The organism is Achromobacter sp. GbtcB20 (assembly GCF_019091095.1).
GTDB lineage: Bacteria > Pseudomonadota > Gammaproteobacteria > Burkholderiales > Burkholderiaceae_B > Achromobacter > Achromobacter mucicolens.
Genome location: NZ_JAGXJZ010000603.1, coordinates 1 through 263, shown reverse-complemented (window position 1 = coordinate 263; position 263 = coordinate 1). Strand labels below are relative to the sequence as shown.

Annotated in this window: 1 protein-coding gene; it reads left to right on the top strand. The window is 56.3% G+C overall.

All coding sequences use genetic code 11. The features are described 5' to 3' along the window. Positions 1–58: 58 nt before the first annotated feature. A partial coding sequence (locus tag KVT32_RS30395; RefSeq protein WP_217619464.1) for an oxidative damage protection protein occupies positions 59–263 on the top strand: 205 nt, incomplete at its 3' end.

Here is a 263-nt window from a genome sequence, read left to right as displayed (position 1 = left end):
GATTTTCATCAAGACTTTATAATCGCGGTTTCACCACACGAATATCAGGAGCAGAACCATGGCCCGCACCGTCAATTGCATCAAACTCAAGAAGGAAGCCGAAGGGCTGGACTTCCCGCCCGTACCTGGCGAAATGGGCAAGAAGATCTACATGCAGGTGTCGAAGGAAGCCTGGCAGGCCTGGCTCAAGCACCAGACCATGCTGATCAACGAGAACCGCCTGAACCTGGCCGACGACCGCGCCCGCAAGTACCTGGCCACCC